This window comes from Streptomyces sp. NPDC060049, from assembly GCF_042736715.1.
Classification (GTDB): Bacteria; Actinomycetota; Actinomycetes; order Streptomycetales; family Streptomycetaceae; genus Streptomyces.
Genome location: NZ_JBHWVV010000010.1, coordinates 337,298 through 363,820, shown reverse-complemented (window position 1 = coordinate 363,820; position 26,523 = coordinate 337,298). Strand labels below are relative to the sequence as shown.

The 26,523-nt window shown below is 72.3% G+C and carries 24 protein-coding genes; 9 read left to right on the top strand and 15 right to left on the bottom strand.

Translation table 11 applies throughout. The features are described from left to right. Positions 1-55 precede the first annotated feature (55 nt). Positions 56-862 carry an EI24 domain-containing protein gene (locus ACFWBY_RS21345; protein ID WP_385343328.1) on the top strand — a complete coding sequence of 269 codons (807 nt, stop codon included), beginning with the start codon at positions 56-58 and terminating at the stop codon, positions 860-862. On the opposite strand, the gene ACFWBY_RS21340 is transcribed toward ACFWBY_RS21345, so the two are convergent. Continuing rightward, complete coding sequence (locus ACFWBY_RS21340) at positions 848-1,048, bottom strand: hypothetical protein (protein WP_385343331.1); 201 nt, start codon at positions 1,046-1,048, stop codon at positions 848-850. The genes ACFWBY_RS21345 and ACFWBY_RS21340 overlap by 15 nt on opposite strands. Positions 1,049-1,275: 227 nt before the next feature. Here ACFWBY_RS21340 and ACFWBY_RS21335 point away from each other — a divergent pair, with 227 nt between their 5' ends. Both ACFWBY_RS21335 and ACFWBY_RS21330 read left to right on the top strand, forming a co-directional pair. Continuing rightward, positions 1,276-2,946 carry a hypothetical protein gene (locus ACFWBY_RS21335; protein WP_385343333.1) on the top strand — a complete coding sequence of 557 codons (1,671 nt, stop codon included), beginning with the start codon at positions 1,276-1,278 and terminating at the stop codon, positions 2,944-2,946. 13 nt (positions 2,947-2,959) lie between these two features. Further along, positions 2,960-4,633, top strand: coding sequence for a DUF2142 domain-containing protein (locus tag ACFWBY_RS21330; RefSeq protein ID WP_385343336.1), 1,674 nt, complete (start codon positions 2,960-2,962; stop codon positions 4,631-4,633). Between the two features lie 46 nt (positions 4,634-4,679). Here ACFWBY_RS21330 and ACFWBY_RS21325 read toward each other — a convergent pair whose 3' ends face one another. Beyond that, positions 4,680-5,417, bottom strand: coding sequence for a carbon-nitrogen hydrolase family protein (locus tag ACFWBY_RS21325; RefSeq protein WP_385343339.1), 738 nt, complete (start codon positions 5,415-5,417; stop codon positions 4,680-4,682). Positions 5,418-5,483: 66 nt separating this feature from the next. Next, positions 5,484-6,059, bottom strand: a complete 576-nt coding sequence (locus ACFWBY_RS21320) for a TetR/AcrR family transcriptional regulator (RefSeq protein WP_385343342.1) — start codon at positions 6,057-6,059, stop codon at positions 5,484-5,486. Positions 6,060-6,228: 169 nt separating this feature from the next. Between ACFWBY_RS21320 and ACFWBY_RS21315 the strand changes: the two genes are divergently transcribed. Continuing rightward, positions 6,229-8,727: a beta-glucosidase gene (locus ACFWBY_RS21315; RefSeq protein WP_385343344.1), complete on the top strand. Its 2,499-nt coding sequence runs from the start codon at positions 6,229-6,231 to the stop codon at positions 8,725-8,727. Between the two features lie 90 nt (positions 8,728-8,817). On the opposite strand, the gene ACFWBY_RS21310 is transcribed toward ACFWBY_RS21315, so the two are convergent. Then, complete coding sequence (locus ACFWBY_RS21310) at positions 8,818-9,720, bottom strand: GDSL-type esterase/lipase family protein (protein ID WP_385343347.1); 903 nt, start codon at positions 9,718-9,720, stop codon at positions 8,818-8,820. Between the two features lie 250 nt (positions 9,721-9,970). Between ACFWBY_RS21310 and ACFWBY_RS21305 the strand changes: the two genes are divergently transcribed. Continuing rightward, entirely contained in the window at positions 9,971-10,465 is a 495-nt protein-coding gene (locus tag ACFWBY_RS21305; RefSeq protein ID WP_385343350.1) for a DUF3145 domain-containing protein, read from the top strand. Positions 10,466-10,527: 62 nt separating this feature from the next. On the opposite strand, the gene fabF is transcribed toward ACFWBY_RS21305, so the two are convergent. The 5 genes from fabF to ACFWBY_RS21280 all read right to left on the bottom strand — a co-directional run bounded on the left by fabF (position 10,528) and on the right by ACFWBY_RS21280 (position 15,434). Continuing rightward, entirely contained in the window at positions 10,528-11,793 is a 1,266-nt protein-coding gene (gene fabF, locus ACFWBY_RS21300) for a beta-ketoacyl-ACP synthase II (RefSeq protein ID WP_385343353.1), read from the bottom strand. 79 nt (positions 11,794-11,872) lie between these two features. After that, the gene (locus tag ACFWBY_RS21295; protein WP_214957148.1) at positions 11,873-12,121 is read right to left on the bottom strand and encodes an acyl carrier protein; all 249 of its coding nucleotides are present in this window, start codon (positions 12,119-12,121) and stop codon (positions 11,873-11,875) included. Between the two features lie 64 nt (positions 12,122-12,185). Further along, on the bottom strand, positions 12,186-13,190 hold the full coding sequence (locus ACFWBY_RS21290; protein ID WP_385343356.1) for a ketoacyl-ACP synthase III: 1,005 nt from the start codon (positions 13,188-13,190) through the stop codon (positions 12,186-12,188). Between the two features lie 19 nt (positions 13,191-13,209). Next, entirely contained in the window at positions 13,210-14,127 is a 918-nt protein-coding gene (locus tag ACFWBY_RS21285) for an ACP S-malonyltransferase (protein WP_385343359.1), read from the bottom strand. Positions 14,128-14,216: 89 nt separating this feature from the next. After that, on the bottom strand, positions 14,217-15,434 hold the full coding sequence (locus tag ACFWBY_RS21280; RefSeq protein WP_385343362.1) for a PucR family transcriptional regulator: 1,218 nt from the start codon (positions 15,432-15,434) through the stop codon (positions 14,217-14,219). An 82-nt stretch (positions 15,435-15,516) separates the two neighbouring features. Between ACFWBY_RS21280 and ACFWBY_RS21275 the strand changes: the two genes are divergently transcribed. Further along, complete coding sequence (locus ACFWBY_RS21275) at positions 15,517-16,179, top strand: pirin family protein (RefSeq protein ID WP_385343365.1); 663 nt, start codon at positions 15,517-15,519, stop codon at positions 16,177-16,179. 68 nt (positions 16,180-16,247) lie between these two features. On the opposite strand, the gene ACFWBY_RS21270 is transcribed toward ACFWBY_RS21275, so the two are convergent. After that, the gene (locus tag ACFWBY_RS21270) at positions 16,248-17,066 is read right to left on the bottom strand and encodes a serine hydrolase domain-containing protein (protein WP_385343385.1); all 819 of its coding nucleotides are present in this window, start codon (positions 17,064-17,066) and stop codon (positions 16,248-16,250) included. A gap of 61 nt (positions 17,067-17,127) precedes the next feature. On the opposite strand from ACFWBY_RS21270, the gene ACFWBY_RS21265 reads away from it, so the two are divergent. Continuing rightward, the gene (locus ACFWBY_RS21265; RefSeq protein ID WP_385343368.1) at positions 17,128-17,535 is read left to right on the top strand and encodes a MerR family transcriptional regulator; all 408 of its coding nucleotides are present in this window, start codon (positions 17,128-17,130) and stop codon (positions 17,533-17,535) included. Continuing rightward, positions 17,532-18,557 (top strand): aldo/keto reductase, encoded by a 1,026-nt coding sequence (locus ACFWBY_RS21260; RefSeq protein ID WP_385343371.1) that lies wholly within the window; start codon positions 17,532-17,534, stop codon positions 18,555-18,557. The genes ACFWBY_RS21265 and ACFWBY_RS21260 overlap by 4 nt, the downstream gene beginning before the upstream one ends. A gap of 44 nt (positions 18,558-18,601) precedes the next feature. On the opposite strand, the gene ACFWBY_RS21255 is transcribed toward ACFWBY_RS21260, so the two are convergent. From ACFWBY_RS21255 to ACFWBY_RS21245, 3 genes are all read right to left on the bottom strand, one after another. After that, on the bottom strand, positions 18,602-19,432 hold the full coding sequence (locus tag ACFWBY_RS21255; RefSeq protein ID WP_385343374.1) for a DUF4429 domain-containing protein: 831 nt from the start codon (positions 19,430-19,432) through the stop codon (positions 18,602-18,604). Between the two features lie 74 nt (positions 19,433-19,506). Then, entirely contained in the window at positions 19,507-20,646 is a 1,140-nt protein-coding gene (locus tag ACFWBY_RS21250) for an alpha/beta hydrolase (protein WP_385343388.1), read from the bottom strand. Between the two features lie 292 nt (positions 20,647-20,938). Beyond that, positions 20,939-21,601, bottom strand: coding sequence for a TetR family transcriptional regulator (locus tag ACFWBY_RS21245; RefSeq protein WP_385343377.1), 663 nt, complete (start codon positions 21,599-21,601; stop codon positions 20,939-20,941). A gap of 378 nt (positions 21,602-21,979) precedes the next feature. Between ACFWBY_RS21245 and ACFWBY_RS21240 the strand changes: the two genes are divergently transcribed. Continuing rightward, the gene (locus ACFWBY_RS21240) at positions 21,980-22,498 is read left to right on the top strand and encodes a peptidase inhibitor family I36 protein (protein ID WP_385343380.1); all 519 of its coding nucleotides are present in this window, start codon (positions 21,980-21,982) and stop codon (positions 22,496-22,498) included. Here the strand turns inward: ACFWBY_RS21240 and ACFWBY_RS21235 are convergent. Both ACFWBY_RS21235 and aceE read right to left on the bottom strand, forming a co-directional pair. Beyond that, on the bottom strand, positions 22,479-23,357 hold the full coding sequence (locus ACFWBY_RS21235) for a potassium channel family protein (RefSeq protein ID WP_385409685.1): 879 nt from the start codon (positions 23,355-23,357) through the stop codon (positions 22,479-22,481). The genes ACFWBY_RS21240 and ACFWBY_RS21235 overlap by 20 nt on opposite strands. A 131-nt stretch (positions 23,358-23,488) precedes the next feature. Further along, positions 23,489-26,221: a pyruvate dehydrogenase (acetyl-transferring), homodimeric type gene (gene aceE / locus ACFWBY_RS21230; protein ID WP_385345168.1), complete on the bottom strand. Its 2,733-nt coding sequence runs from the start codon at positions 26,219-26,221 to the stop codon at positions 23,489-23,491. Between the last annotated feature and the right edge of the window lie 302 nt (positions 26,222-26,523).

The following is a 26,523-nucleotide window of genomic DNA, read 5'->3' as shown; positions in this document are numbered from 1 at the left end:
CCCGCAATCCCCGGCGGCCCGCCGGGGATTGCGGGACAGCCCTTAGACTGGCTCCATGCGCGATCTTGCGGGGGGATTCGGCTATCTGCTGGCCGGACAGCGATGGGTACTGCGGCACGGACGGTGGCTGGGCTTCGGTCTGCTGCCCGGCCTGGTGTCCCTGGTCCTGTACGCCGGGGTGCTCATCGGCCTCGGATACGGCGCCGACGACCTGACCGAGTGGGCGACCCCCTTCGCCGAGGGCTGGTCCTCGCCGTGGCTCGGGCTCTTCCGCGGCTTCCTCACCGCCCTGGTCTTCTGCCTCGGGCTCTTCCTCGCGGTGATCACCTTCACGGCCGTGACCCTGCTCGTGGGCCAGCCGTTCTACGAGTCGCTCTCGGAACAGGTCGACCGCAGCGAGGGCGGCGAGGTCCCCGAGTCGGGGCTCACGCTCTGGCAAGAGCTCTGGATCTCCGCCCGGGACAGCCTGCGGATCGTCGGCCGGGTACTGCTCTTCGGGATCCTGCTCTTCGGGCTCGGCTTCGTCCCGGTGCTCGGACAGACCGTGGTGCCGGCCCTCGGATTCTGTGTCTCCGGCTTCTTCCTGACCCAGGAGCTCACCTCCGTCGCCCTGATGCGCCGCCGGCTGGAGCTCCCCGAGCAGCTGGCGCTTCTGCGCTCGCGCCGGGCGCTGGCGATCGGCTTCGGAGTGCCGCTGGTGCTGGCCTTCCTGGTGCCGCTCGTCGCCGTTTTCCTCATGCCGGGCGCGGTGGCCGGGGCCACCCTGATGGCCAGGGACCTCGTGGGGGCGGACGAGGAGCAGGAGCACGAGCAGGAGCACGGGCAGGGCGCCGACCGGGCGCAGGAGTCAGCGCCGCAGTAGGGTGATCACCCCGGTCGTGTCCTCCCGGCCGTGGGCCTGCGGGTCGGCCGTCAGCCGCTCCCGCATCAGGTCCAGGTAGGGACTGATCGGCTCGGTGCTGGGCGTCGCGGGGTCCTTCGCGGCCGCGCCGGGACCTGTTTCGCCGAGGAGTTCCCGGGTCGCGCCGACCGCGGGGGGCGGGCTCACGGGCTCCCGTACCCTCCTGCGCCACCCGATAGTATGAGCGGTGGCAAGAGTCAAAGCTGTCCCACACCGTCCTTGAGTCCGCGTCCTTGTCCGGAGCACCGGTCGTTCGGGGCCCGAGCCGGACAGTGGCTTGCTGAGAAACGACCGTCCGCAGGGCCGAGGACCGCCGACCAGCAGTTCCGTCCGCAGGACCGAGGACCGCCGACCAGCAGTAGGGACATTTTTCAGTGACAGTCAGTACCGAGGGGTCGGCGCCCGTGGGCCCGGGCCGCCTCCTTCGCTCCCGCGGCGCGCTGCTGCTGCTGGAAGCGGTCGTCGCCTCCGTCGGCGCACTCGCCCTCCCGCTGCTAACGCTCGGCTTCGAGCTCGACCCGCTGGACCGCATAGCGCAGGTCAGCGGCCTCGCTGCGATCCAGTTCCGGTTCGCGCTGCTCGGCCTGCTGCTGATCGCCGCCGTGGTGCTGGCGATGCGGCTGCGCGGTGGCCGCCACTTCGACCTGGCCACCCGGGTCTCGGCGGCCGGCCTCGCGGGTCTGGCCAGCGGGTTCGTCGCGGCCGGCGCGGTGCTCGCGCTCCACGGCACGCCGTGGCCGATGTTCGGCCTCAACGGCGACAGCGGCCGGATCGTCGAGTGGGCCCACGCGGTGGCCAACGGCCAGCCGTCGGGCTCCCCGGTCTACCCGCCCGCACCCCTCTACACCCTCGGGTACTACGCCGAGTGGTTCCACGGCGGGAACACCGCATACGCCTTCAAGGACCTCCAGATCCTCGGAGCCGCCGCCTTCGGGCCGCTCGTGTACTTCGCCTGGCGGATGCTGCTCAGCCCGCTCCGGGCGCTCGCCTTCGGCGTCGTCCCGGCCTTCGCGCTGATCGACGCGTACAAGCCGTACGCCCAGACGGTCCTTGCCGTGCTCATTCCGGTCCTGGTGGCCATGGTGGTGGCGCTGCGCCGCAGCGGCACCGAGAACTGGCGGCCGCTCCTGCTCAAGGCCGCCGGCTTCGGCGCGTTGCTGGGCGTGCTCTTCCTCACCTACTCGGGCTGGTTCCTGTGGAGCGCGGCCGGCGTGTTGTTCGCCGCCGTCCTGTACTTCCCGTGGAAGACCGGCCGGCTCAAGGGCGCCGCCTTCATGGGCGCCGCCGTGGCGGCCTTCATGGTGGTGGCCGGGCAGTACCTGGTGGTCATGCTGACCGAGGGGCAGACCACCAAGGACTTCAACTTCCGCTTCGACAACTTCACCGACCCGGCGTACTACCTGATGTGGCGCACGGACATGCCGGGCGCGGTCGGCGACTGGCCGCTGCCCGGGGAGTTCGGCGGGGTCGGACTGTTCGCCATCGTGACCTTCGTCTGTCTGGGCGTCGCGATCTGGCTCGGCCTGCGCAAGCCGCTCGTGGTCACCATCGCCGCGATGTTCATATCCGCGTGGATGATGCGGATGTACATCGCCTCGCACATGTACGAGACGCAGACGGTCCAGCTCTACACCCGCACCAACAACCAGCTGCTCTACTGCGGCCTGATCCTGGCCGCGCTCGTGGCCCACCTCGTCTCGGGGCGGCTGGCCGAACGGCGCACCGCGGACACGGGCACGGGCACGGGCGTGGCCGCGGACACGAGTACGGGCACGAATACGGGCACGGACACGGCTCCCACGGGCCGGGGCTTCCCGGGCCGCGAGGGCGCCGTCATCGGAACCCTGTGCGCCCTGCTGCTCCTGCTCGGTACGGTTTCGTCCTCGATGGCCGACCGGTACATGCCGGCCCAGGACGGCACCTACCGGATCCTGCCCTACGTGTCCCACACCATCCGCCAGCAAAACGGCAAATGTCCGAAGTTCGCCCCCGAGCACAAGTGCTCCACGGACGGCGACCAGACGTGGCTGACCTACATCCGATGATCACGAGGACGACATGATCTCCGCATTGACGCGGCTGGCCGACTGGTCGGCCCGGACCCCCAAGAGGCTCTGGGCCGTCAGCTTCGTCCTCTTCTTCACCATCGCGGCCTCCTGGTCCGCCGCCACACCCCTCGGGGCCTCCCCCGACGAGCACGCGCACTTCATCCGGGCGGCGGCCGTCGCCCGGGGGCAGATCAACGGCACCGAGGTGATGGTTCCGCACGTGGTCGGAGGCATCCCGGGCGAGTTCTCCGAGACCGGCGTGCAGCTCCCGGAGTGGTACAAGGAGCTCCCCAAGCACCACGAGTGCTACGCCTGGCACGCGGGCACGCCCGCTTCCTGCGCGCCCGCTCTCGGCGACTCCGGGAAGATCGTCGAGGTCCCCACCGCGGCCGGCCGCTACCACCCGGCGTACTACATGCTGACCGGCTGGCCGAGCCTGCTGGTCGAGGGTCCGAGCGGGCTGTACCTCATGCGCCTGATGTCGGCGCTGTTGTGCTCGGCGCTGCTGGCCGGCGCCGTGGTCACGGCCGCCGAGTGGCGGCGCGGACGCTCGCTCGCCCTGCTCGGCGTCTTCACCGCGGCCACGCCCATGCTCCTTTTCATGGCCGGCATGGTCAACCCCAGCGGCGGTGAGATCGCCGCCGGAATCCTGGTGTGGACGGCGCTGTTGTCGATCCTCATGTCGCCCGATCCGGCGCTGTTGAACCGCAGGCTCGCCAGAGTGGGCATCGGCGGCCTGGTGCTGATCAACATCCGGCCGCTCGGACTGATCTGGTTCGCGGGAGCGGTCTTCTTCGGGCTGCTGCTGGCCCAGCGCGGCGTGCTGCGCTCGGTGCTCCGCCGCAAGGCGATGTGGGTCTGGACGGGGCTGCTCGGCGTGGCCACGGCCGGTGCGCTGGCCTGGGCGTCGACCCACCCCGACAACTCGGTCATCAAGGTTCCCTGGTGGCTCACCACGACGGAAGCGGCCCGCAAGACGTTCGGCTACACCGAGATGTACGTCCACCAGATGCTCGGCTACTTCGGCTGGCTGGACACCCCGGCGCCGGGCTTCACCTGGTACGTCTGGCTCGCCGTGCTCGCGGTGATCACCGGGCTGGGACTGGTGTACGGCCGCAAGCGGGAAGCGGTGGCGCTGCTCGGCATGCTGGTGGCGATCGTGGCGGTGCCGGTGGCCGCGCAGGCTTCGCAGGCGGAGAAGATCGGCATGGTGTGGCAGGGCCGCTACCTGCTGCCCTTCGCCGTGGGTCTGCCGCTGATGGCGGTGCTGATCTGCGCGAGCCGGATGCCGGAGAAGGGCTTCCCCGTACGCAGGCTGGTCGGGTTCGCCGCGGCCGGCCTCGCCCTGGCGAACGCGGCGGCGTTCTTCTGGGTGCTGCGCCGCTTCGCCGTCGGGGTCAAGGGCTCCTGGCTGCCGACCGGGGCGCACTGGGCCCCGCCCGGTGGCTGGGTGCTGTGGACCGGCGTGTACACGCTGGCGGCGCTCGCCCTGGTGGTGCCGGTGCTGATGAGGGACCGCCTGCCCGACGCGCCCGGCCTGGCCGCCGGCCCGCACGGGACCGGCACGGACAGCGGTACCGGCGTGGACGCGGGCACCGGCACCGACAGCGCGACCGGACCGGGCGCGGGGACCGGCACGGACACGGAATCCGGTCCCCGCGCCCGGGTGACACCGGTCCACTGAACCGCGCGGGCCCGCGCCGCCGGAGAGCGTCCACCGGACGCCTCCCTCAGGCGCGGGCCCGAGCCGGGACACCGGCCGGGACGTCCGCCACGGCCACCGACGGCGTGCGGTCGTCGGCCTCGGCCATCAGCGTGCCGCCCGGCGCCCACACGGCCGCGCCGCCGCAACCCGTCCACGGCCCCGCCGGTCCGACGTGGTTGGCGAGGATCACGTACATCCCGTGGTCCCGGGCGATCCCGGGGTGGACCGCGGCGCGCTCGCCGACGCCGTCGCCCGTTCCGTAGAGCGAGCTCGCCAGGTGCACCCGGCAGCCGGCCGCCGCGCCCGCGCCGGGCACGTCCGCGAAGTGGTTGTCGTAGCAGATGCCCAGCGAGAAGCGGATGCCGCCGAGTTCGAACCGGCCCGGGAGCGAGCCCGCCGCGAAGACCTCCTGCTCCTGGCGGAAGAGGTGCCGCTTGGCGTACGTCGTCACGTGGGCGCCCGTCGCGTCGTGCACCAGGGTCGCGATGAGGGGCCGGGGGCCGTCCCCGCGCAGCGCGACGTTGACGGCGGTGGCGATCCCGGCGGACCGGACGGGGTCGAGCCGCGGATCCTCGGGCCCCGTCACCCAGAGTCCGGGGTCGGCGGCGAGCGCGGGCAGTTCGTACCCGGTCAGGGTGAACTCGGGGAACAGCACCAGCTCGGCGCCCTCCTCCCGGGCCCGTGCGGCGAGCACGGCCGCGCGCTCGGCGTTGGCGGGCACGTCGGCGGGGGCGCAGGTCATCTGCGCGGCAGCGATCTTCACGTGCCCAGCATGCCAGCGTGCCCGCGGTGTTCGCGGTCGTAGGCGGCGGCCGAAGCGGGGCCGGGGTCAGGCCGCCGGGCCCTGCAGCAGGGTGAGGAAGGCCCGGAAGGCGGCGGGCATGTCGAGGGATTCCGGGGCGAGCAGCCACTGGTACTGGAGCCCGTCCATCACGGCGGCCAGCAGGGGGGCGGCCTCCTCGGGGCTGAGGCCCGAGGGGAGGCGTTCGCCGAACTCGGCGCGCAGCATCGCGGCCATCTCCCCGCGCACCTGCGCGTACCGCTCGGTGAAGAACTCCCGCGCGGGGTGGCCGTCGGTGACGCTCTCGCCGAGCAGCGCCGAGAAGGTCTGCACGATGCCCGGGCGCATGGCGTTGTAGTCCACCAGCGAGGCCAGCAGGTCCAGGCGCCACGTGCCGGCCGAGGCGCGGCTGCCGCCGCCGGTGTCCCAGCGGTCGCGTTCCTCCAAGACGGCGACCAGCAGCGCCTCCTTGGTCGGGAAGTAGTGGAGCAGCCCCTGCTGGGTCAGGCCCACGCGCTCGGCGACCGTACCCAGCGAAGCGCCGCGGTAGCCGCGTTCCGCGATGACCTCGACGGCCGCGCGCACGATCTCCCCGCGCCGTTCCTCACTTCTCGCCCTGGCCATCACCGCGACGCCCCTTCCGCTCAGCCTGCCAGCAGGACCGTACGGCATCTTGTATCACGAACAGATTACGAACCCTACCGATCTACAGGTAGACGGTCCACGATGGGGCCTGCCGCACCGCGCGGCCGCCCCGCACGGCGGCTCGCGTACCCGCACCCAACGAGGAGGCATGGCCGTGACCGATGCCGATCAGGTCCGCAACGACGTCGTAGAGGCGGCGCTGGGCAAGCTGGATCTCGACACCAAGACCCGGCTGCTGGCCGGCCAGGACATGTGGTCGCTGCCCGCCGTCCCCGAGATCGGCCTGCGTTCCCTGGTCATGTCCGACGGCCCCATCGGGGTGCGCGGCGTGCGCTGGACCGCCGACGACCCCTCCATCGCGCTGCCCTCGCCGACCGCGCTCGCCGCCGCGTGGGACCCCGCGCTCGCCCGCCGGGCCGGTCGCCTCCTCGCCCAGGAGGCCCGCCGCAAGGGCGTCCACGTCCTCCTCGCACCCACCGTCAACCTGCACCGCTCCCCGCTCGGCGGCCGGCACTTCGAGTGCTACTCCGAGGACCCGTTCCTGACCGGCGCGGTCGGCAGCGGCTACGTGAACGGCGTCCAGGACGGCGGGGTCGCCACCACCGTCAAGCACTTCGTCGGCAACGACGCCGAGACCGAGCGGTTCACCGTCGACAGCGTCATCGCCCCGCGCCCGCTGCGCGAGCTGTACCTCGCGCCCTTCGAGGCCATCGTCGCCAACGCCCGCCCCTGGGGCATCATGACGGCCTACAACCGGGTCAACGGCGTGACGATGACCGAGCACACCCACCTCGTGAACGAGGTCCTGCGCGCCGAGTGGGGCTTCGACGGGTACAACGTCTCCGACTGGATGGCCGCCCGCTCCACCACCGGCGACATCCTCGGCGGCCTCGACGTGGCCATGCCCGGCCCCGTCACCGTCTACGGCGCCCCGCTCGCCGACGCCGTCCGCGCCGGCGGGGTCCCGGAGTCCGCCGTCGACGAAGCCGTGCGCAACGTCCTGCGCCTGGCCGCCCGCGTCGGCATCCTGGACGGCGCGCCCGCCGTCGTCGGCGAGGTCCCGGCCCCGATCGACGGCCAGGCACTGGCCCGTGAGATCGCCGCCCGCGGCTTCGTCCTCGTCCGCAACGAGACCGTGTCCGGCGGGACCGTGTCCGACGAAAGGCGGGCCCTGCCGCTCGATGCCTCCGCCGGCCGCACCGTCGCCCTCATCGGCGCCGCCGCCCGCGACGCCCGCGTCCTCGGCGGCGGCTCCGCCACCGTCTTCCCCGAGCGGATCGTCTCCCCGCTGGACGGCCTGACCGCCGCCCTGCCCGAAGGCTCCCTGACCTTCACCGTCGGTGCCGACCCCAGCGACGAACTCACCCCCGCCGACAAGGGCTTCGAGCTCCGCGCGATCTGCCGCGACGCCTCCGGCGCCGTCCTCGGCACGGGCTCGCTGCCGACCGGCCAGGTCCAGTGGATCGGTGACGACCTGCCCGAGGGCGCCGGCTACGGGACGATGGCGAGCATCGAGGTCGTCGGTACGTACGTCCCGCGCGAGAGCGGCGAGCACGCCTTCGGCACCCGCGGGCTCGGCGCCTTCACCCTCGCCGTCGGCGGGGAGGTCCGCTGGGAGGGCGTCCAGGCGATGGGCAACGAGGCGGACCCCTTCGAGGCCTTCTTCGGCGCCCCCAGCGAACGGGCCCGGGTCACCCTCGCCGAGGGCGAGGCCGTCGAGGTCTCGCTGACCTACCAGGTCCCCGACATGACCGCCCTGCCGCTCAAGGCGATCATGTTCTCCCTCCTGCACCTCGGCCCGCGGCGCTCCGCCGACGAGCTCATCGCCGAGGCCGTCGAGGCGGCGCGCTCCGCGGACACCGCCGTGGTGGTCGTCGCCACCACCGAGCGGGTGGAGTCCGAGGGCTTCGACCGCAGGGACCTCGCCCTCCCGGGCCGCCAGGACGACCTGGTCCGGGCCGTCGCCGCCGTCAACCCGAACACCGTGGTGGTCGTCAACGCCGGTTCCCCGGTGGAACTCCCGTGGCGCGAGGAGGTCGCCGCCGTCCTGCTGACCTGGTTCCCCGGGCAGGAGGGCGGGGCCGCGCTGGCCGACGTGCTCCTCGGTGACGCGGAGCCGGGCGGGCGGCTGCCCACCACCTGGCCCGCGGAGCTCGCGGACGCGCCGGTCACCGAGGTCGTCCCGGCCGAGGGGCGCCTCGAGTACCGGGAGGGGCTCTACATCGGCTACCGGGCGTACGAGAAGCACGGCATCGCCCCCGCCTTCCCCTTCGGCCACGGCCTCGGCTACACGGACTGGGTGTACGAGTCCCTGGAGGCCACCCCGTCGGCCGTGACGGTCCGGGTCACCAACACCGGCACCCGGCCGGGCCGCGAGACCGTCCAGGTCTACCTGGCGCCCGTCGCCACCGCGTCCGGCGGCGCGGCGAACGCGACCGTCGAGCGTCCGGCCAGCTGGCTGGCCGGCTTCGCGAGCGTGAGCGCCGGGGCCGGCGAGAGCGTCGACGTGGAGATCGCCCTGCCCGGGCGCGCCTTCGAGGTCTGGGACGAGGACTCCCGCGCCTGGCAGCGGATCGGCGGCGGCTACGAGGTCCGCGCGAGCCGTTCGCACGGCGACACCCGGCTGACGGCGACCCTCGACCTGTAATGGCCGGAAAACACCTGTGCCGCGGTGAATGGAGAGCCGGACCGGGGGCGGGCCCTGACACCCGCCCCCGGTCCCACAGGTTTCACGGCGTCAACGTGGGGGCTCGACGGAGGTCACCTGTCGGTGCGCCAGTTCCGCGAGCCGCGCCTGCCCGTCCCTGCCCGGGTGGAACCAGTCCCAGCGGCTCAACTGCTCCGTCGAGAAGGGGTACTGGAAGACCGCGCCGCCGTCGTAGCGGCACAGCGGGTCCTTCGCGCAGACCTCGCGCAGCACCTCGTTGTACTCGACCACGCGGGCCCGCACCTGCTCGCGCCGGGCGGTCGCCCCGGCGGCCTCGGAGGTGGGCTCGGCGAGCATCGACTGGCAGATGCCGAGCTTCCAGATCCGCCGCACCATCGGGTCGTCCTTGCCCTGCTCCCACAGCCGCAGGAGGTCCGGGACGCTGGAGACGTACACCTGCGAGGCGGGCGAGGCGGCCCGCAGAGCGGCGAGCGCCTCCTCGAATCCGTCACGGAAGGCGGCCGCCGTGGTCATCGACGAAGCCGACGGCCGGCAGGCGTCGTTCGAGCCCACCATCACCGTGACCAGGCCGGGCTTGTGTACGGCCGCCGAAGCCAGCTGCCCCGGCAGGTCGGCCATCCGGGATCCGGTCACCGCGTAGTTCCAGCTGCGGGCGGGCGCCTCGGCCTCCCCGAGCAGCCGGGCGGCCAGCGAGCGGACCTGGGGGTCCCCGCCGGTCGCCCAGGAGACCTCCGGGCAGTCGGCCAGCACCGAACAGGCGTCGAACCCGCGTGTGATGGAGTCGCCGACGGCGGCGACCGAGGTGGGAGCGGTGTTCCACCGGGGCGCGGCCTGCGCCCCCCGCTCGCCCGCCGGCTCGTTCCCGTCCGCCGAACACCCGCCGAGCGCGCCCGCCGCCACGACGAGGGCGGCCATCGCGCCCGCGCCCGGACGCGTCCTGCGCGCTCGGCGGCGCGGAGCGGGGGTGCGCATGCGGGGGATCCCTCCTTCGTTGCCCCGCGTCCTTCGGGGGCGTCCTGCTGAGTGAATGCTCTGTGATGACGGGTCTGGGAGCGACCGTACGTCACACCACGACCCCCGGCGCACGGTAGCTTTTTCCCGTGGCGTTTCGGCCGCAAGTCCCGCAACGCAATGTCAAATAATTTCCGTTACATTACATCACGTCACATACTGTCCGTTTTCTGGAGTTTATTCCCGACCTCGTCCCACACTGGAGGTCCCGGTGACGACACGTGGAGTCCTGTACGTGCATTCCGCACCGCGTGCGCTCTGCCCGCACGTGGAATGGGCTGTTGCGGGGGTGCTCGGGGTGCGGGTGAACCTCGACTGGATCCGTCAGCCCGCCGCCCCGGGCACCTGGAGAGCCGAGTTCTCCTGGCAGGCCGAGGCGGGCACCGCCTCCAAACTCGCCTCCGCCCTGAGAGGCTGGCACCTGCTCCGCTTCGAAGTGACCGCGGAACCCTGCCCGACGGCCGAGGGCGAGCGCTACAGCTCCACCCCGCAGCTCGGCATCTTCCACGCCGTCACCGGCATGCACGGCGACATCCTGATCCCCGAGGACCGGCTGCGCGCCGCCCTCGCCCGGTCCTCGCGCGGCGAGACCGACCTGGAGGCGGAGATCGCCAAACTGCTCGGCAAACCCTGGGACGACGAACTCGAACCCTTCCGCTACGCGGGCGAGGGCGCGCCGGTCCGCTGGCTCCACCAGGTCGTCTGAGCGCGGCGCATGCGAAAGGCCCACCCGGAATCACCCGGGTGGGCCTTTCGCATGTGCATCCGTCAGACGCTGCGGAACGCCAGCGTGACGTTGTGGCCGCCGAAACCGAAGGAGTTGTTGATCGCGGAGATCGAACCGTCGGCCGGGAGCTTGCGGGGCTCGCCGCGCACGATGTCCGCGTCGATGTCGTCGTCCAGCTCGTCGACGTTGATCGTCGGCGGGGCGAAGCGGTGGTACAGCGCCAGCACCGTCGCCACGGTCTCGATGCCGCCCGCACCACCCAGGAGGTGACCGGTCATCGACTTGGTGGCCGAGATGGCGATGTGGTCGAGGTCGTCGCCCAGCACCTTGCGCAGGGCCTTCAGCTCGGCCGTGTCACCCTGCGGGGTGGACGTGGCGTGCGCGTTCAGGTGGACCAGCTCGGCCGGGTCGAGGCCCGTGTTGTCGAGCAGGTTCTGCACGGCGGCCGCGACACCGCGGCCGGTGGGCTCCGGCTGCGCGATGTGGTGGCTGTCCGCGGACAGGCCCTGGCCGAGCACCTCGCAGTAGACCCGGGCGCCACGCGCGGCGGCGTGCTCCGCCGACTCCAGGATCACGACGCCGGCGCCCTCGCCGAGGACGAAGCCGTCGCGGCCCTTGTCGTAGGGGCGCGAGGCCTGCTCGGGGTGCTCGTTGTTCTTGGACATCGCCATCATGTTGGCGAACGCGGCGATGGGCAGCGGGTGGATCGCCGCCTCGGTGCCGCCCGCGACGACCACGTCGGCACGGCCGCTGCGGATCATCTCGACGGCGTAGCCGATGGCCTCGGCGCCGGAGGCGCAGGCGCTGACCGGAGTGTGCACGCCCGCACGGGCGTTGACCTCCAGGCCTACGTTGGCCGAGGGGCCGTTGGGCATGAGCATGGGGACGGTGTGCGGGGAGACCCGGCGCACGCCCTTCTCCTTCAGTACGTCGTACTGGTCGAGCAGGGTGGTCACGCCGCCGATGCCGGAGGCGATGACGGTGCCCAGGCGCTCGGGCGCGATGGCCGCGTCCTCGCCCGCCGGAGCGGTGTAACCGGCGTCGGCCCACGCCTCGCGGGCCGCGATGATCGCGAACTGGGCCGAGCGGTCCAGCTTGCGGGCCAGCGGACGGGGCAGGACCTCGCTCGGGTCCACGGCGGCCGGGGCGGCGATACGAACCGGGAGTTCGGCGAAGCGCTCACCCTCGAGGGGCTTTACGCCGGAACGGCCGGCAAGCAGACCTTCCCAGGTCGAAGCGCTGTCGCCACCCAGCGGAGTGGTTGCGCCGATACCGGTGACGACCACGGTGCGATTGGTCGGGCTCACAGGAATTCTTTCTCCACGTCTCAGGGGGTGCTGAATTGTCACGGCGCCACCGCCAGGTGGCGACAAACGCTCGTCAGGCTCAGGCCTGGTGCTTGAGGATGTAGCTCGCGGCGTCGCCGACGGTCTTGAGACCCTTGACGTCCTCGTCCGGGATCTTCACCTCGAAGCGCTCTTCGGCGGCGACGACGACCTCGACCATGGACAGCGAGTCGACGTCCAGGTCGTCGGTGAAGGACTTCTCGAGCTGGACGTCCTCGGTCGGGATGCCGGCGATCTCGTTGACGATCTCGGCGAGACCTTCGACGATCTCGTCCTGGGTGTAGGCCATGTGGCGCTCCTTCATTGGGTACTGGGGTACTGGGTGGAACAGGGACGGGAAAGGGATCCCGGACCTAAGGGAGGGTAACGACCGTCGCGGCGTAGACGAGTCCCGCCCCGAAGCCGATGACGAGCGCGGTGTCGCCGCTCTTCGCCGCTCCGGTCGCCAGGAGCCGCTCCATAGCGAGCGGGATCGAGGCGGCCGAGGTGTTGCCGGTGGTTTCGACGTCGCGGGCGACCGTGACGTGCTCCGGCAGCTTCAGAGTCTTCACCATCGAGTCGATGATCCGCATGTTTGCCTGGTGCGGGATGAAGACGTCCAGGTCATCGGCGGTGATCCCGGCTGCGTCGAGCGCCTGCTGGGCCACCTTGGCCATCTCGAAGACGGCCCAGCGGAAGACCGCCTGACCCTCCTGCGTGATGGCCGGAAACTTCTCGGCGCTGTCCGTGCTGCGGTACTCGTCCCACGGCACGGTCTGCTTGATGGTCTCCGACTTGTCGCCCTCCGAACCCCACACCGTGGGGCCGATGGCCGGCTCGTCCGAGGGACCGACGACCACGGCGCCCGCTCCGTCGCCGAACAGGAAGGCCGTCGCGCGGTCCTCCAGGTCGGTGAGGTCCGAGAGCCGCTCCACGCCGATGACGAGGACGTACTCCGCGGAACCCTCCACCACCAGGCCCTTGGCCAGGGTCAGACCGTAGCCGAAACCGGCGCAGCCCGCGGAGATGTCGAACGCGGCGGGCTTGCCCGCGCCGACGCGGTGCGCGATCTCCGTCGCGACCGCCGGGGTCTGCTTGAAGTGCGAGACCGTCGAGACGATCACGGCGTCGATCTTCTCCGGGGCGATCCCGGCCGCGGCCAGCGCCTTGCCGGAGGCCTCCACCGACATCGCGGCGACGGTCTCCTGGGGCGACGCCCAGTGCCGCGTCGCGATGCCGGAACGGGAGCGGATCCACTCGTCGGACGAGTCGATCGTCTCGAGGATGACGTCGTTGGGCACCACGCGGACAGGACGGTATCCGCCCACACCGAGGATGCGGGCGTACGGGGAGCCCTTGCCAGGCTTGATCTTCGACATGCTGTGTGGGCTCCTTCTCTCAGGCCGCGTGCTCGGCGACGAGCGCCGCGGCCTTTTCGAGATCGTCCGGGGTCCGCAGGGCCACGCTCGGTACGCCCTTCAGCGCGCGCTTGGCCAGACCCGTCAGGGTGCCACCGGGGGACAGCTCGATGATCCCCGTGACGCCCAGTGCGGCGAACGTCTCCATGCACAGGTCCCAGCGGACCGGATTGGCCACCTGGCCGACCAGCCGGGCGACGACGTCGGCGCCCGTGGTCACGACCTGACCATCCTTGTTCGATACGTACTTCAGCGCCGGATCGGCCGGAGCGAGGGCCGAGGCGGCCTTCTCCAGGCCGGCGACCGCCGGAGCCATGTGGTGCGTGTGGAAGGCGCCCGCGACCTTGAGGGCGACGACCTTCATGGAACCCTCGGGCTTCTCGGCCTCCAGGGCCGCGATCTGCTCCATGGTCCCCGCGGCGACGATCTGGCCCGCGCCGTTGACGTTCGCCGGGGTCAGACCCAGCTTCTCCAGGTGAGCCACGACGATGTCGGGCTCACCGCCGAGGACCGCCGCCATGCCCGTCGCGGTGATCGCCGCGGCCTCGGCCATGCCGAGCCCCCGGGTGCGTACGAAGGACAGCGCGTCCGTGTCGGACAGCACGCCGGCGTAGGCGGCGGCGGTGATCTCGCCGACGCTGTGGCCCGCGACGGCACCGAAGGAGGTGCGTGCGCCCAGCTCGGACGCGGAAAGCAGACCGGCGGCAACCAGCAGGGGCTGCGCCACGGCCGTGTCGCGGATCTCGTCCGCGTCGGCCTTCGTGCCGTAGTGGGCAAGGTCGAGCCCGATGGCGTCCGACCAGCCGGCGACGCGGTCAGCGGCGCCGGGCAGTTCGAGCCAGGGAGTCAGGAAGCCGGGCGTCTGTGCGCCTTGGCCGGGAGCGACGAGTACGAGCACCCTCACACTCTCTCTTGTGTTCGGTCCGCGCCGCCCGTGGGGACAGGGACGAAGAACCTTCGGGGTAATTGTTGATGTCCGACAAAAGTCTAGGACTGCGGATCGCCGTCGGCCAGACGCCCGAGGATCAGGGCGATTCGCAGAGTGAACGCGGAACGGACATCTGAGGGCGACCAGCCGGTGACGTCGGTCACACGTCGCAGCCGGTAGCGCACGGTGTTCGGGTGCACGAACAGCATCCGAGCTGCGCCTTCGAGGCTGCTCGCCTGCTCCAGGTAGACGCTGAGCGTCTCCAGGAGCGCCGAACCGGCCTCCTCCAGCGGTCTGTAGATCTCCTCCACCAGCTGCTCGCGGGCCGAAGGGTCCGAGGCGATCGCGCGTTCGGGCAGGAGATCGTCCGCCAGCACCGGCCGCGGCGCGTCCTGCCAGGCCGTGCAGGCCTTGAGTCCGGCGGCCGCGGCCTGCGCGGACTTCGTGGCGTTCAACAGGTCCGGGACGACCGGGCCGGCCACCACGGGACCCGCCGCGAACGGTCCGATCAAGGACTTCGCGACCTGCATCGGATTGTCGCTGCCGCCCGCGATGACCACGAGCCGGTCGCCGAGCACACCGGTGAGGACCTGCAGCTTGTGGTGGCGGGCCGCGCGCCGGATCGCCTCGACCGTCAGCTCGCTGTCGCCCTCGGGCGCGGTGCCCAGCACCACGCACACGTGGTCCGGCGAGTTCCAGCCGAGCGCCGCCGCCCGGGACAGGGCGCCCTCGTCGGCCTCGCCGGAGAGCACCGCGTTGACGACCAGCGACTCCAGCCGGGCGTCCCACGCACCGCGCGCCTCCGCGGCCTGCGCGTACACCTGCGCGGTCGCGAAGGCGATCTCCCGGGCGTAGACCAGCAGCGCCTCGCGCAGGATCGACTCGTCACCCGGCGCGGCGACCTCGTCGATCGCGGCCTCCATGACCTCGATCGTGGTCCGCACCATCTCGACGGTCTGGCGCAGCGTGATCGCCCGGGTCAGCTCGCGCGGAGCCGTGCCGAAGACGTCGGTGGAGATCGCCTGCGGGGTCTCCGGGTGCCGGAACCACTCGGTGAACGCGGCGATGCCTGCCTGGGCGACCAGGCCGATCCAGGACCGGTTCTCCGGGGGCATCGCCCGGTACCACGGCAGGGTCTCGTCCATGCGCGCGATCGCGTTGGCGGCGAGCCGACCGGAGGACTTCTCGAGCCGCCGCAGGGTCGCGGTATGCGGGTGGGCGGGAGCCGGATGCGCGGAATGGATCGCGGGGGAATGCTCACGTTCGGGTTGGGGCACGGGACAAGACTGCCTTATCGGGAAGAGCGCGCGGCGTCCGGTACCGCGGGCAGCGCCCGGTTCGGGGGCTACCGTGGCCCTCATGATTGATGTACGCCGAGGCGCCGACCGGTACGAGGGCGGGGACCCGCGGGCCGGGATCGCCACCCGGCACGCCTTCTCCTTCGGGCAGCACTACCACCCGGACAACCTGCGCTTCGGCCCGGTCATGGCGTGCAACGAGGAGATCCTCGCCCCCGGCGCGGGCTTCGACGAGCACCCCCACAGCCACACCGAGATCGTGACCTGGGTCGCCGAGGGCGAGCTCACCCATCGCGACGGCACGGGCGCCGCCTCCGTGGTCCGGCCGGGCGACGTACAGCACCTCGGCGCCGCGTCCGGCACCCTCCACATCGAGCGCAATGACGGGCCCGGGCCGCTGCGCTTCGTCCAGATGTGGCTCGCGCCGCTCGACTCGGCCGGGGAGCCCTCGTACTCCCTGGTCAGGGGCATCGCCGACAGCACGCCGTACGCGGTGCCGGCGGCCGGGGCCGTCCTGCACGTACGGCGTCCGGGCGCGGGCGAGCGGGTCGCCGTGCCGGTGGCCGAGCGCGTGTACGTGCACGTCGTCCGGGGAGACCTGCGCCTGGACGGCGAGGAGGGCGAGGAGGTCGGCCCCGGCGATTCGCTGCGGATCACGGGCGAGCCGGACCTGGAGCTCGTCGCAGGGTCCCCGGGCGAGCTGCTGATCTGGGAGCTTCCCTAGGTCGTCTCTTTCGGATCTTGTCGGCCGAGCCGGACACCGCGGGCCCGGCAAGATCCGAAAGGGACGGCCTAGATCCTGCCGAGGTCGGCGAGCACCGCGTCCGTGAACGCGGGCCAGGCCTCCACGGCCCAGGGGCCGAAGGGGCGGTCGGTCAGGGCCACGCACGCGGCGCGCGCGTCCGGGTCGACCCACAGGAAGGTTCCGGCCTGCCCGAAGTGCCCGAAGGTGCGCGGCGAGGAGTTCGAACCCGTCCAGTGCGGGGCCTTCCCGTCGCGGATCTCCAGCCCCAGGCCCCAGTCGTTGGGGGACTGGTGGCCGTAGCCCGGCAGGACGCCCTTGAGGCCCGGGTGGACCACGGCGGTGGCCTCGGCGACGGTGCGCACGTCCAGCAGCCGGGGCTGTTGGAGTTCGGCCGCGAAGCGCACGAGGTCGCCGACCGTGGAGACGCCGTCCTTGGCGGGGGAGCCGTCCAGGCCGCTCGACGCCATGCCCAGCGGCTCGAAGACGGCCTGGTGCAGGTATTCGGCGAAGGGGATTCCGGTGGCCTTGGCGATGTGGTCGCCGAGCACTTCGAAACCGGCGTTCGAGTACAGGCGGCGCTGCCCGGGCGGGGAGGTCACGCGGTGCTCGTCGAAGGCCAGGCCGCTGGTGTGCGCGAGCAGGTGGCGGACGGTGGAGCCCTCGGGGCCGGCCGGCTCGTCCAGCTCGATCGCGCCCTCCTCGTAGGCGACGAGGGCGGCGTAGGCGGCGAGCGGCTTGGTGACGGAGGCCAGGGCGAAGCGGTGGTCCACCGGGCCGTGGGCGCCCAGTACGGTCCCGTCGGCGCGGACGACGGCGGCCGCGGCGGTCGGAACCGGCCAGTTCTCGATGGTCCGCAGACTCTGCATGCTCTCCATGCGGCCGAGCCTACTTGCTTGGAGTGCACTCCAAGGTTTTAGCGTGGGGGCCATGAGCCTGACGCAGACGCAGACGCAGACGCGCTACACGATCAGCGAGGTCGAAGCCCGGACCGGTCTGACCCAGCACACTTTGCGCTGGTACGAGCGGATCGGCCTCATGCCGCACGTGGACCGCTCGCACTCGGGCCAGCGGCGCTTCAGCGACAAGGACCTCGACTGGCTGGCCTTCGTGGGCAAGCTGCGCGCCACCGGCATGTCGGTGGCGGACATGGTCCGCTACGCCGAGCTGGTCCGCGAGGGCGCGCACACGGTCGAACAGCGGCGCGAACTGCTGGAGCGGACGCGCCGCGAGGTACGGGCGCGGATCACGGAGCTGGGCGACGCGCTCGCCGTACTGGACTACAAGATCGACATGTATGCGATGCGCGCCGTCGCGGAACAGGCGGACCGGACATGACGGAGGACACCGTGAGGATCGAGAAGGCGGAACTGGGCAAGGGCGGCCCGCTGGTGGGCGTCCAGGGCCTCGGCTGCATGGGCATGAGCGAGTTCTACGGGGACACGGACGAGGCGGTCGCCCGCCGGACCCTCGACGCGGCGCTGGCCGCCGGGGTCACCCTCTTCGACACCGCCGACGTCTACGGGCGGGGCGCGAACGAGGAGTTCCTCGCCCCGTTCGTGGCCGCGCACCGCGAGGAGATCACCCTCGCCACGAAGTTCGCCATCGAGCGCACCGACGACCCTGTGTACCGGGGGATCCGCAACGACGCGGCGTACGTCCGGCAGGCGGTGGAGCACAGCCTGCGCAGGCTCGGCACAGAGGTGATCGACCTGTACTACATGCACCGGCACGATCCGGCCGTCCCGTTCGCCGAATCGGTGGGCGCGATGGCGGAGTTGGTCCGGGAGGGGAAGGTGCGCCACCTCGGGCTGAGCGAGGTGACCGGAGCCGAGCTGCGCGAGGCGCACGCCGTGCACCCGATCGCGGCGCTCCAGTCCGAGTGGTCGCTCTTCAGCCGGGACGTGGAGCGCAGCGCGGTGGGCGCGGCGGCGGACCTCGGCGTGGCCCTCGTGCCGTACTCCCCGCTCGGTCGCGGCTTCCTGACCGGCGCGTTCACGGACGCGACGACCGAGCTGACGGCCGGCGACTACCGGCAGTACCAGCCCCGCTTCACGGGCGACAACGCGAGGGCGAACGCCTCGCTGCTGGCGCCGGTACGGGAGATCGCGGCGGCGCGGGAGGCCACGCCGGGACAGATCGCGCTGGCGTGGGTGCAGCAGCGGGCGGCGGTGCACGGGCTGACGGTGGTCCCGATCCCCGGCACGCGCAGGCCGGAGCGGCTCGCGGAGAACACGGCGGCGACCCGGATCGTCCTGACGGACGCCGAGCTGGCGCTGCTGGAACCCATCGCGGCCAAGGTCGCGGGCGACCGCTACCCGGACATGTCCTCCACCTCGGCGGCCCGCGAGACCCGCTGACCCGGAAGGCTCCGGGCGCGGCCGGAGCCCCGCGACCCGGAGGGCTACGCCTCCGCGGCGAAGCGGTCGCACAGGGCGGCGTACTCCGCGTCCGTGAGCAGGCCCGCGCCGTGCAGCTCGCTGAGGTGGCGCAGCCGGCCGCTCGGGCGGGGCGCCGGCACGGAGGCGACCGGGGTGCGGCCGCGCAGCGCGGCCAGCACGGAGGCCGCGAACGGCAAGGACTCGTGCACGGGCCCGTAGCCCACGCCGAACACCGCCGAGGAGAGGTCGTGGTCCGGGCGCGGATCGCCCGGGGCGTCACGGACCGACAGGCGCAGGTGGCCCCCGGGACGGTCCGGGGAGTGCCAGGCGACGCCGGTCAGCGTGGCCAGCGGATAGTGCTGGTCTCCCGCCTTCCACTTGGTGCTCGTGGCCCCCGTACGGGACCACTGGAAGGCGACGGCGCCTCCGTCGAAGGCGAGACGGGCGTCGGACGCCTTCAGGGCGAGCGGCGGCTCGGGCGCTCCGACCAGGAAGCGGTCGGCGGGCCCGGCGGGGCCCAGCCGTTCGCGCAGGGCCTGCGCGAAGGCCGCGGCCCGCGCCCGCTCCCGGCCCGGAAGCACCAGCCGGTACGGATCGCACACCTCTCTCAGCTGCCCCGCCGCGGCCTCCATGAGGGGATCCGCGCCCGGCCGCGGGCAGGCGCGCAGCACGACGGTGTCCCGCCGTCCTACGGTCAGACTCAGCTCTGACAACGCTTCGAGGGGGATCCGGCGTTCGCCCAGGGCGTGCCAGAGCCTGGGCGTCCGCATCCCCCGTGCGAAGCGGATGAGCATCGAGTCCGTGGTGCGGTCGAACTCCCAGACGGCATGGTTTCCGGCCAGTACGTCACCCATGCGGCACATCGTAAAGGGACTCACCCCCGTGCGTCCCCCCGCTGTGAGGTCCGATTTCGGGTCGTCCGGGTAGGTCAGGAACCGTCCGGGCGGGATATTCCGCGTCGGCACGTGTCGTCCCCGGTAGCGCACACAGTGGAACCGAACGCACCGGTTCCGATGTCGGCGAAGTTGTCCAACGAGGCGGTCCCTGGCTCGAAATAGCCGGTGTGGCTCTTGGCCCCGGCCGCCGACAGCACGCGCGCGCCGAACCCCGGAGCGACCGGGTCCGCGCCGTGGCCCAGGCCGCCGAACTCCAGGTGCGGCACGTCGGCGATCCAGTCGCCGGAGTCCCGCATCGACCACACCCGCGCCGAAGTGCCCAGCTCCCGGGCACTGTCGGCCCGCATCCCCGGGCTGCCCGCCACCACGATGTCCGTGACCCGGGCGGGCAGCTCGTCCGCGGCGACCCCGCACACCACGGAGCCGTAGCTGTGGCAGAACAGCGCCACGCTGGAACTCCCGGGCAGCGCGGCGGTCAGCGTGCGCAGCCTGGCCGCGCCGTCCACGGCCAGCCGCCCCGTCGCCGCGTCCATGCCGACTCCCGTCGGGGCGGTGTAGCCGGCCCAGGCGATGACGGCCGTCCGGCTCGCCGGCGAGGCCGCGCGCTCGGCCCCGTACAAGGCCTCCGCCATGCCGACGGGGGCGGTCAGCCGCCGCTCGGTGCGCTCGAAGGTGAGCACGTCCGTGTCGACGCCGGGGACGATCACCGAGACCCGCCGGGCCGCGTCGAGATCGCCGAAGACCTCGGCGACGAGACCCCCGCCGGTGGGGTCGAAGGTCAGGATCTGCCGGCCCGCCTCGGAGAGGGACTCGAAGCGGTGGGCGCGCCGCGCGGCCGTGGCACGGTCGGCGGGGGCCAGCGAGACGTCGCTGCGACGGGCCTCCTCGACGCGCGCGGCCTGCTGCAGGGCGATCCGGTTGGCCCGGTAGCGGGTGGTGACGGGAGCGCCGTCGAGGCTGCCGACCACGAGCGGGTGGGCCTCGGCGAGCCGGGCGCGCTGCGCGCCGTCCAGGCTCGCGAAGAAGTGCGCGACCGTCCCCGCGGGGGCGTCGGCCGCGGGCAGCGCCCGGCCGCCGAAGCGCGCCTGGGCCCAGGAGACGAGCGCCGCCCCGCGCGCGGACACCCCGCCCTCGGGCCGGTACACCGACGTCCAGCCGGTGGTCGCGAGCATGAGGAAGACCACCGCCAGCGCGAGCAGGGTGCGCAGGGCGGCCGGGCGCGCGAGAGCGTCGGACGCGGGGGTAAGGACGGGGCCGGGCAGGTTCACTGCGCTCAGCGTAGGAGACCGCCCCCGGCAGTGGCGCGCAGGGTGACCGGAGTCACCGCCGGCCGTGGAGGAGCCGGGCGCGGTCGCGGGCGCGGATCGCGCACGGGCCGCGTACGGGTCGCGTACGGGCTGTGAGGAGGCCGGCGCGCGACCCGGGCCGCCGCCGGTCAGCCGGGAAGGGCGTACCCGCCTCCGGTCAGCCGGGACGGCGCCAGTCCGCGGCCAGCGCCGGTCCGATCTGGTCCAGGTAGCCGACGGTCATCCGCCGGATCGTGTCGACGCTGATGTCCTCGCCCTGCCCCCAGAGCCGGCCGGTGACCCGCATCACTCCCGTGAACGCGGCGACGGCCACCCGGGGCCGCGGATCGGCGTCCACGTCCAGGCCCTCCCGCTCGGCGACCAGCCGGGCGATCCGCTCCTCCAGCTCGGTGGAGCGGCGCAGGTGCACGGCGAGCAGGGCCGGAGTGGACTCGATGAGCCGGTAGCTGCGCATGTACAGGTCGACCGGGACCAGGTCCGAGATGGCCTCCTCGACCGTGTCCCAGGCGGCCAGCACGGCCGCGCGCATCGCCTCCAGGGGACCCTCGCCCGGGGGCCGGGAGCGCAGCGCCGCGACGAAGTGCGATTCGACCAGGTCCTGGACGGCGAAGGCGGCCTCCTCCTTGTTCGCGAAGTACCGGAAGAAGGTGCGCTGGGAGACGTCCACCGCGTCGGTGATCTCGTCGACGGTGGTCTCCTCGTACCCCTGGGCGGTGAAGAGGAGGAGCGCGGCGCGCAGCAGGGCGTCGCGGGTGCGCCGCTTCTTGCGTTCGCGCAGTCCGGCCGTCGGCGCGGACGGCGCGGGCCGCGGGTCGGTCATCACGGCGACGGGGTCCTTTCTGACGCGGAGTGGGCGGTCAGGGTATCCGTCCTCCCCGCCGGGCCGTCACGGCCGGCGCCCGACGACACGTTCGTGTCAGCGACGGCCGCCGCCTCCACCGGCGGTGGAGCGGGCGCGGCCCGCGTCCATGCCGTCCCCGGCGCCGTCCGGCCTCTCCGCGGCCGATCGGGACCGGGCCGCGGAGGCGTCAACTCCGGGGCCGGCGCAGCCCCGCCGGGGGATCCGGCGGGCCTGTCGCCTATCCGGGTGGACCCGTCCCGTGCCCCTTCCGCGGACCCGTCCCCGCAGGTCAGCGTGGTGTCGGCGGAGCTCCGGAACTAGTCCGGGGCCCGTGAGTCCACCAGGAGTTGACCCGTCATGCGTACGTGGAGCACCACTTCTTCCGGGCGCGCCGTCGCCACGGCAGCCGTCCTCGCCGCCACCCTGCTGATCCCGGGCACCGCGGGATCGGCCCACGCGGCGGGCCACGCCCCCGGCCTCGCCCCGGCCCAGGCCCCGGGTCTCGCCCCGGCCCAGGCCCCGGGTCTCGCCCCGGCCCACACCCCGGCCCACACCCCCGCCCACGCCCCCGGCCTCGTCTCCGGGCCGCCGACGCCCGGGGCCTGCGCCACCGGGCAGCTGTGCCTGTGGGCGAAGCCGGAGTTCAAGGGGGCGCGCAAGACCCACGAGCTCAGCACCCTCGACATCAACAGCTGCACCGCGCTGCCGCCCGGCACCACCGCCCAGTCCCTGGTCAACCGCACCGGCCGCCCGGTGACCACCTACCAGTCGGCCGAGTGCGCCGAGACCGGAGAGTTCCAGACGTACCCGGGCGACGGGGTGTGGCTGCCCCAGTCCCCCTACCAGGTCAGGGCATTCAAGGTGTGGGAGCGCTGACGGCGTCCGCCGCCGGAGCCGCCCCGGGCGCCTGGACCGGTACGTCCGCCTCCGTGCCCGGGGCGGCCCCGGCGCCCCGGGCACCTCGGGTCCCGGAGCCGGCCCCTGCCGCGGCCGCGGCTCCGACTCCGGCCTCGCCCGCGCCGAGGCGGGCGACCTCCGCGCGCAGCGCCCGTACCTCCGCCGTCAGTTCGGCGATCGCCGCCGTCTGGGCCCGTTCCACCATGTCGTCCCGCTCGAAACGGGAGATGAACCAGGCCGCGATGTTGGCGGTCACCACACCCAGCAGCGCGATACCCGACAGCATCAGCCCCACCGCCAGCAGCCGGCCGAGCCCGGTGGTGGGGGAGTGGTCCCCGTACCCCACCGTCGTCATGGTGGTCACCGACCACCACAGGGCGTCCCCCAGGTTCTTGATGTTGCCGCCGGGAGCGTCCCGCTCCACGCTCAGCACGGCGAGCGAGCCGAACATCAGCAGTCCGACCACCGCGCCCGCCACGTAGGTGGTCAGCCGGATCTGCGGGGCCATCCGCGCCCTCCGGCCCACCAGCAGCAGCGTGGAGACCACGCGCAGCAGCCGCAGCGGCTGGATCATCGGCAGCAGCACCGCCGCCAGGTCCATCCAGTGGGTCCGTACGAAGGCCTTCCTCGCGGGCGACAGGCCGAGCCGCACCAGGTAGTCGGCTGCGAAAGCCCCCCACACGACCCACTCGGCGTACTTGCAGGCGCGCTGGACGGCCGGACTCGCGTCGGGCAGGGCGATGGGGACGGCGTAGGCGACGGCGAATCCGAGGGCGAGCACCAGCAGAGGCGTCTGCGTCCGGCGCTCCCACCGCGACTGGCGGGAGGTTTGCTTCATGCGGAGCATCGTAAGGAACGGATAAGGCGGGACGGACCCCGGTGGGGCCTCGACCCGCCGCACCGACGAGGGTGGGCCGGGCCGCTCCAGCGGCCCGGCCCACCCTCGTCACCCGTTCGTTCGCCGGAGCGTCAGGCGTCGCCGCCCGCAGCGCCCGGGTCGGCCGCCCTGACGTCCAGCAGCTGGTACCGGTCGATGGCCTGCTTCAGCGCCGAGCGGTCGATCTTGCCTTCCCTGGCCAGCTCGGTCAGCACCGAGAGGACCACGGACTGCGCGTCGATGTGGAAGAACCGCCGGGCCGCACCGCGCGTGTCCGCGAAGCCGAAGCCGTCCGCGCCCAGCGAGGTGTACGCGCCGGGCACCCAGCGCGAGATCTGGTCCGGGACCGCCCGCATCCAGTCGGAGACCGCCACGAACGGACCCTCCGCGCCGGACAGCTTGCGCGTCACGTACGGGACGCGCTGCTCCTCCTCCGGGTGGAGCAGGTTGTGCTCCTCCACCGCGATGGCGTCGCGGCGCAGCTCGTTCCAGGAGGTCGCCGACCAGACGTCCGCCTTGACGTTCCAGTCGGCGGCCAGGATCCGCTGGGCCTCCAGCGCCCACGGCACCGCCACGCCCGAGGCCATGATCTGCGCCCCGACGCTGCCGGCGGTCCCGGTGGAGATCCGGTGGATGCCCTTGAGGATGCCGTCCACGTCGACGTCCGCCGGCTCGGCCGGGTGCTGGATCGGCTCGTTGTAGACGGTCAGGTAGTAGAAGACGTCCTCGGCGTCCGGCCCGTACATCCGCCGCAGGCCGTCCTTGACGATGTGCGCGATCTCGTAGCCGTACGCCGGGTCGTACGCCACACAGCCCGGGTTGGTGGACGCAAGCAGCTGCGAGTGGCCGTCGGCGTGCTGCAGGCCCTCACCCGTCAGGGTGGTCCGGCCGGCGGTCGCGCCGAGGACGAAGCCGCGGGCCAGCTGGTCGGCCATCTGCCAGAACTGGTCACCCGTGCGCTGGAAACCGAACATCGAGTAGAAGACGTAGACGGGGATCAGCGGCTCGCCGTGCGTCGCGTACGCCGAACCGGCCGCGATCAGCGAGGCCGTGCAGCCCGCCTCCGAGATGCCGTCGTGCAGCATCTGGCCGGTCGGCGACTCCTTGTACGCGAGCAGCAGGTCGCGGTCGACCGCCTCGTACTGCTGGCCCAGCGGGTTGTAGATCTTGGCGCTCGGGAAGAACGCGTCCATGCCGAAGGTGCGGTACTCGTCGGGCGCGATCAGCACGAAGCGCCTGCCGATCTCCTTGTCCCGCATGAGGTCCTTCAGGATGCGGACGAAGGCCATGGTGGTGGCGATCGACTGCTGGCCCGAGCCCTTCTTGGCGGCCGCGTACGTCTTGTCGTCCGGCAGCTGCAGCGGCTTGGCGCGCACCACGCGGGTCGGCACGTAGCCGCCGAGCGCGCTGCGGCGGTCGTGCATGTACTGGATCTCGGGGGAGTTGCGGCCCGGGTGGTAGTACGGCGGCGCGCCGCCCTCCAGCTGGGCGTCCGTGATCGGGATGTGCAGGCGGTCGCGGAAGCGCTTGAGGTCGTCGGCCGTCAGCTTCTTCATCTGGTGGGTCGCGTTGCGGCCCTCGAAGTTCGGGCCCAGGGTCCAGCCCTTGACCGTCTGCGCCAGGATCACGGTCGGCTGGCCCTTGTGGGCCTTGGCCGCCGCGTAGGCCGCGTAGACCTTCTTGTGGTCGTGACCGCCGCGGCCCAGGTGCTGGATCTGCTGGTCGGTCATGTTCTCGACCATCGCGCGCAGCCGCTGGTCGCCGCCGAAGAAGTGGTCGCGGATGTACGCGCCGGATTCCGTGGCGTACGTCTGGAACTGCCCGTCGGGGGTCGAGTTCAGCTTGTTGACCAGGATGCCGTCGCGGTCCTGGGCCAGCAGCGGGTCCCAGGAGCGGTCCCAGATCAGCTTGATGACGTTCCAGCCGGCACCGCGGAACTGCGACTCCAGCTCCTGCATGATCTTTCCGTTGCCGCGGACCGGGCCGTCGAGGCGCTGCAGGTTGCAGTTGACGACGAAGGTCAGGTTGTCCAGGCCCTCGCGGGCCGCGATGGACAGCTGGCCGAGCGACTCCGGCTCGTCCATCTCGCCGTCGCCGAGGTACGCCCAAACGTGGGACTTGGAGGTGTCCGCGATCCCGCGCGCCTCCATGTACCGGTTCATCCGGGCCTGGTAGATCGCGCCGAGCGGACCGAGGCCCATCGAGACGGTCGGGAACTCCCAGAAGTCCGGCATCAGCCGCGGGTGCGGGTAGCTGGACAGGCCGTACGGAGCCTTCGACTTCTCCTGCCGGAACGCGTCGAGCTGCTGCTCGGAGAGCCGGTCCAGGAGGTAGGCGCGGGCGTAGATGCCGGGCGAGGCGTGGCCCTGGAAGAAGATCTGGTCGCCGCCGTCGCCCTCGTCCTTGCCCCGGAAGAAGTGGTTGAAGCCCACGTCGTAGAGGGAGGCGGAGGAGGCGAAGGTGGCGATGTGGCCGCCGACGCCGATACCGGGGCGCTGGGCGCGCGAGACCATGACGGCCGCGTTCCACCGGGTGGCGTTGAGGACCTTGCGCTCGATCTCCTCGTTGCCGGGGAAGAAGGGCTCGTCCTTGGTGGCGATGGTGTTGACGTAGTCCGTGGAGCGCATCTCGGGCACGGCCACGCGCTTCTCGCGGGCCCGCTCGATCAGCCGCAGCATCAGGTAGCGGGCGCGCTCGCGGCCCCGCTCGTCGACGGCGGCGTCCAGCGAGTCGAGCCACTCCTGCGTCTCTTCCGGATCGAAGTCCGGGACCTGACTCGGCAGGCCACCAATGATGATCGGATTGCGATCGGATGCGGAAGCCACGCTGTTCCTTCGCTGTCGGGGGAGTCGTGCCTTGGGGTTCGCCGCCTCCCATGGTCTTACGCTCGGCGGAAATCGTCATCTCTACCGCTCGGTAATCCCTTGAGTCGGCGGGATTGTGGTGGCTGTGGCGACGACACCGACCAAACCGCAACCTTACGCCCGTGTCGATCTACGATTCGCAAGCCCGTTCGTCCCTCAAACAGGTAGGAAAGTCCCGAGGCGGTGCCGAATGGGGTGGAATGGTGTGGGATGAATCACCAGAGGTACATACGGAGGGGCTGAAAGTTGCGGCGAGACGGCCG